At 30.8% G+C, this 3,873-nt stretch carries 7 protein-coding genes; 2 read left to right on the top strand and 5 right to left on the bottom strand.

Annotation, left to right across the window (positions count from 1 at the left end):
* The coding region (locus ACIQ2I_RS08475; protein WP_396181984.1) for an OmpA family protein at positions 1–311 on the top strand (311 nt) is incomplete at its 5' end.
* 349 nt (positions 312–660) lie between these two features.
* Here ACIQ2I_RS08475 and ACIQ2I_RS08470 read toward each other — a convergent pair.
* The 4 genes from ACIQ2I_RS08470 to ACIQ2I_RS08455 all read right to left on the bottom strand — a co-directional run bounded on the left by ACIQ2I_RS08470 (position 661) and on the right by ACIQ2I_RS08455 (position 2,874).
* The gene (locus ACIQ2I_RS08470; RefSeq protein WP_396181983.1) at positions 661–1,179 is read right to left on the bottom strand and encodes a hypothetical protein; all 519 of its coding nucleotides are present in this window, start codon (positions 1,177–1,179) and stop codon (positions 661–663) included.
* 77 nt (positions 1,180–1,256) lie between these two features.
* Positions 1,257–1,739, bottom strand: coding sequence for a hypothetical protein (locus ACIQ2I_RS08465; RefSeq protein WP_396181982.1), 483 nt, complete (start codon positions 1,737–1,739; stop codon positions 1,257–1,259).
* Between the two features lie 58 nt (positions 1,740–1,797).
* Entirely contained in the window at positions 1,798–2,298 is a 501-nt protein-coding gene (locus ACIQ2I_RS08460) for a hypothetical protein (protein WP_396181981.1), read from the bottom strand.
* A 15-nt stretch (positions 2,299–2,313) separates the two neighbouring features.
* Entirely contained in the window at positions 2,314–2,874 is a 561-nt protein-coding gene (locus ACIQ2I_RS08455; protein ID WP_396181980.1) for a glycoside hydrolase family 19 protein, read from the bottom strand.
* A 10-nt stretch (positions 2,875–2,884) separates the two neighbouring features.
* On the opposite strand from ACIQ2I_RS08455, the gene ACIQ2I_RS08450 reads away from it, so the two are divergent.
* Positions 2,885–3,163 carry a hypothetical protein gene (locus ACIQ2I_RS08450; RefSeq protein WP_396181979.1) on the top strand — a complete coding sequence of 93 codons (279 nt, stop codon included), beginning with the start codon at positions 2,885–2,887 and terminating at the stop codon, positions 3,161–3,163.
* A 95-nt stretch (positions 3,164–3,258) separates the two neighbouring features.
* Here the strand turns inward: ACIQ2I_RS08450 and ACIQ2I_RS08445 are convergent.
* Positions 3,259–3,873 (bottom strand): hypothetical protein (locus ACIQ2I_RS08445; protein ID WP_396181978.1); only part of this gene is annotated, 615 nt, incomplete at its 5' end.

The raw sequence follows: 3,873 nt of genomic DNA, 5'->3' as shown, positions 1-3,873 counted from the left end.
GCAGCAGACTGAAAGAAAGCGCCAGAAAACAACTCGAATCGATTATAATCTTATTAAAAAGATACCCCAACATTCATATTGAAATTCAAGGTCACGTCTGCTGTACGCCTAGGCCTCATAAGGATGCTATTGACATGGAAACTCGAAAAAGAGAATTATCAACAAACAGAGCAGAAAGGGTTTATAAGTTTCTTCACAGCCGGGGCATTGGTAAAGTACGTATGACATTTAAAGGATACGGAAACACACAACCTATTGGCAAAGATGAGCAATTTGACCGAAGAGTGGAATTGGTAATTACAAAGATTTAATTGTATTGAAAAAAACACTTCCAAAAATGTTATTGCAAGTGTTTATTATTTGTTTTTATAACAATTTTTTAGGACTAATTAATCGAACTTGTAATTTTACTGCTTTATAAAAACCCTCATTCTACCTGTATCTTCACTTATTAAAGTAAGATAATCTCTAGGATTTGGTCCAACACCATAAACCCAAGATATCAACATCACAAAAGTTTCATTACTTGGCGAGGTTGCGACTAGTGAACCGATTACTTTTTGTTAAGTATAAAGATCTCCTAAGAAATGTAAACTTGTATTTATTACAAAGTTTAAAATTTTGCCAAACGTCAGTGCTTGTATAAAAGCTACATTTTTATTAATCGTCAAACTCAATCCATTTTTTTTCAAAGTAAATATTTTCCATAACCTTTTCATATAAGATAAATTTTGCGACAATAAATTCTTTATCCTTTTTTAAAAATTTTGCTTTATGATTTATGTCCAATTCATAATACGCTCCTAGTGGAAGTCCAAACGGATTATTTTCCACATCAGCAGTAAAACAAGAAATCAAAATCAATTTTTTTGAGTTGATGTTTGGTTTTTCATACCCAAAAATTCGATGATCCAAGTATTTGCTTGAAGTAATCCAAATTAAACTGTCTTCTCGTGATACAATTAGTTTATTAACACGATCTCCAGCTATTTCAATATCCTTATTATTTCTGTTTTGAATACTGTCTAGATTTAGAAACTTACTTTCTATTTCAGTATTTGTCTTTTCAGATTTTATATTAACATTAGCTGATTTTTTACAACTTAGAATAGTCATTATAAAAAAACAAATTGCAAATTTTCTTTTCAAAGTGGCTTTATTTAATGCTCTTGTAAACATTTTTTCAGTAATTTTCTTGCTAAAAACTCTTTTAAAAAAGAGGCTACAAAACAAAATTACAACCTCTTTTATTTTACTTACTGCTTTATAAAAATCCCCATTCTACCTGTATCTTCACTAATTAAAGTAAGATAACTTCCTGCATTAGGACTAACATCATAAACCCAATCATAACTTACATCACCATCATCAAGATCCGTAAATTTTATTAAAAACTCTCCTGTAGGAATAGGATTCCCATTTGGTAAATAATCTACAAATTCATAAGAGTAAGACCATTGTAAAACATTGTCAACATAGGTGTAATGTTTATTATCATTTGTAAATACCCATTTTGAATTGGGGTGGTTTTCCATTAACCATGTGCCAACAATATCTTGTTGTGGATTCATACTTAAAGTTGTGTTTGTTGCTGTTTTTTTCTGTTCTTTTTTGGTAAAATTTGGTTTTGCAACAACTTCTTGCTTATTGGTTACCTGCAATTTGGTTAGTATTATTTTTGCATTAAAAGCAACTGCTGTAATGCCTACTACAAAAAATAATAACACTTTAATTTTCATACAAAAAACACTTTTTAAAAGAGGCTACAAAACAAAATTATAACCTCTTTTATTTTACTTACTGCTTTATAAAAAAAGCCATTCTTCCATTATCTTCACCAATTAATGTAAGATAATCTCCAGGATTTGGTCCAACATCAAAAACCCATTCATAACTTACATCACCATCATCAAGATCCGTAAATTTTATTAAATACTTACCTGTAGGAATTGGATTACCATTTGATAAATAATCAACAAATTCATAAGAGTAAGACCATTGTAAAACATTATCAACATAGGTGTAATGTTTATTATCATTTGTAAAAACATACTTATCTGAAGGTGAATTTTCCATTAACCATGTGCCAACAATATCTTGTTGTGGGTTCATACTTAATGTAGCATTGGGTGTAGCGCTTTTTTGATTCTTTTTTACAACAAATGGTTTTGCTATAACTTCTTGCTTATTACTAATGTCTAATTTAGTAAATATCTTTTTTGCATTAAACGCAACTGCTGTAATGCCTACTACAAATAGTAGTATAATTAATTTCTTATTTATTTTTATATTTTTCATTGTATATGTTTTTAATTAATTAGTTGGACAAACTGGTAAATGTTGTTTTGCTGCATTCGTATAATCTCTTCGCTTTTTATAAGAATCTTTATCTGTTTTTCTATTAATTTTTGCAGTTACATCATCAGGATTTGTATTGGCATTCACAGTCATTTTATTTAATACCCTATCTTTAAAAAACCACATGCCGCTTAAAACTGAATGTGTACAATCTGCCGGGTCTGCTAAATCATTAACATTAGTTAAATACCAACCAAGTCCAATACTTGTAAGATACTGATGATAGGCATAATAATTAGCCCTACCTGTTAACTGTACAACACCTCTGCCTCTATATTTCCAGCCTTGTCCGGGTGCATCATTACCATTAACATCAGCATAAATAAAATTAGCTAATTTTTCTGGATTATTAGCATATTCTGATGCCTGTGCTAATGTTGTGTTATTTGGATTAGTAGTAAACGTTCTTGGCCAAACTGCAACTAACCTATTTGCTGAATAATTTAAATTTTCTTCTGGTGTTAAATTTGTTAATCCGCCTGTTTCTTGTCCTATTTGTCCCAAAAAGTGTGCCAATTCTTCTTTGGTGTCTATACCAAAATACTCGCCATACGCTCTAATTTTTAAAATTAATCTTGCTCTATCAATAGCCGTTGAATTAGGAAAAATTGCATGTAAGTGGTTGTCATTTAAACATTCAAACGGTCTTTTAAATTTTGGACCAGGCTTTGTGCCATCAACCTCTGCACTTAAAGTTGGTTCAGAAATACCCTCTTCAAAATCTTCAGTTGGTGTATCTATTGTTGGAAAATCTGAATCTACAGCACCGCCCCCTCCGCCATCATCTCCAAATGGGTTGCCATAATTGCCACCATCACCGCCACTGCCGCCTCCATTGTCACAATATTCAGCAACAGTAATGGTTTTAATTGATGGTAACGAGGAAGAATTACAGCTTCCTCAGCTAAAAATATTTCCTGCGTGATGTTCTCCTGAACCACAAGATGTAATTACTTGAACGGTTGAATAACCACAAATCACACTGGACATAGTAGAAAAATCTTCTATTAATTCGGTTTCAATTGGATGTTGAATGTTTTTTAAATTTCCAACAATTAAATCATTTTTCTCTTGTGGAGTCAATGTATACGTTAATAATTTTGCTGTATATACCCCATCGCTATTTTTACTAATCATTAAATTTTCTAGCTTACCATTATCTATTTCTCTAACAACTGGAATTGTAAAAGATTCTAAACCTTGATACTGCATATGAATTATACTATTTAAATCAAAATAATAATTTGTTCCTGTGCTGTTCGTCTGAACGTTTTTGCCATAAACAGTTTTGCCATCCAACTTGTTTTCGGCTTCAAGTAATTTATTAAACGCTAAACTGTGAGTAGCAAACTCACCAAACGTTATTTTCTTTTTTACAATGTTGCTTACTTTAGTTGTTTCTTCGGTGTTTTGGTCTTCTTTCTCACAACCTACTACAAACAATAGTAAAAGTAATGAAAAAAAACATTTTAAAAATAGATTTGTTTGTTTTTTCATAGCGATTAAATTAAATAT

Source organism: Flavobacterium sp. (assembly GCF_044368995.1).
In the GTDB taxonomy this organism is placed as follows: domain Bacteria; phylum Bacteroidota; class Bacteroidia; order Flavobacteriales; family Flavobacteriaceae; genus Flavobacterium.
This window is presented reverse-complemented; position numbering and strand designations above follow the sequence as displayed.

What these genes read in the sequence shown, in the direction of transcription:
- ACIQ2I_RS08470 (WP_396181983.1), bottom strand. Translation starts at nt 1,179, where the DNA reads ATGTTTACAAGAGCATTAAATAAAGCCACTTTGAAAAGAAAATTTGCA.
- ACIQ2I_RS08460 (WP_396181981.1), bottom strand. Translation starts at nt 2,298, where the DNA reads ATGAAAAATATAAAAATAAATAAGAAATTAATTATACTACTATTTGTA.
- ACIQ2I_RS08465 (WP_396181982.1), bottom strand. Translation starts at nt 1,739, where the DNA reads ATGAAAATTAAAGTGTTATTATTTTTTGTAGTAGGCATTACAGCAGTT.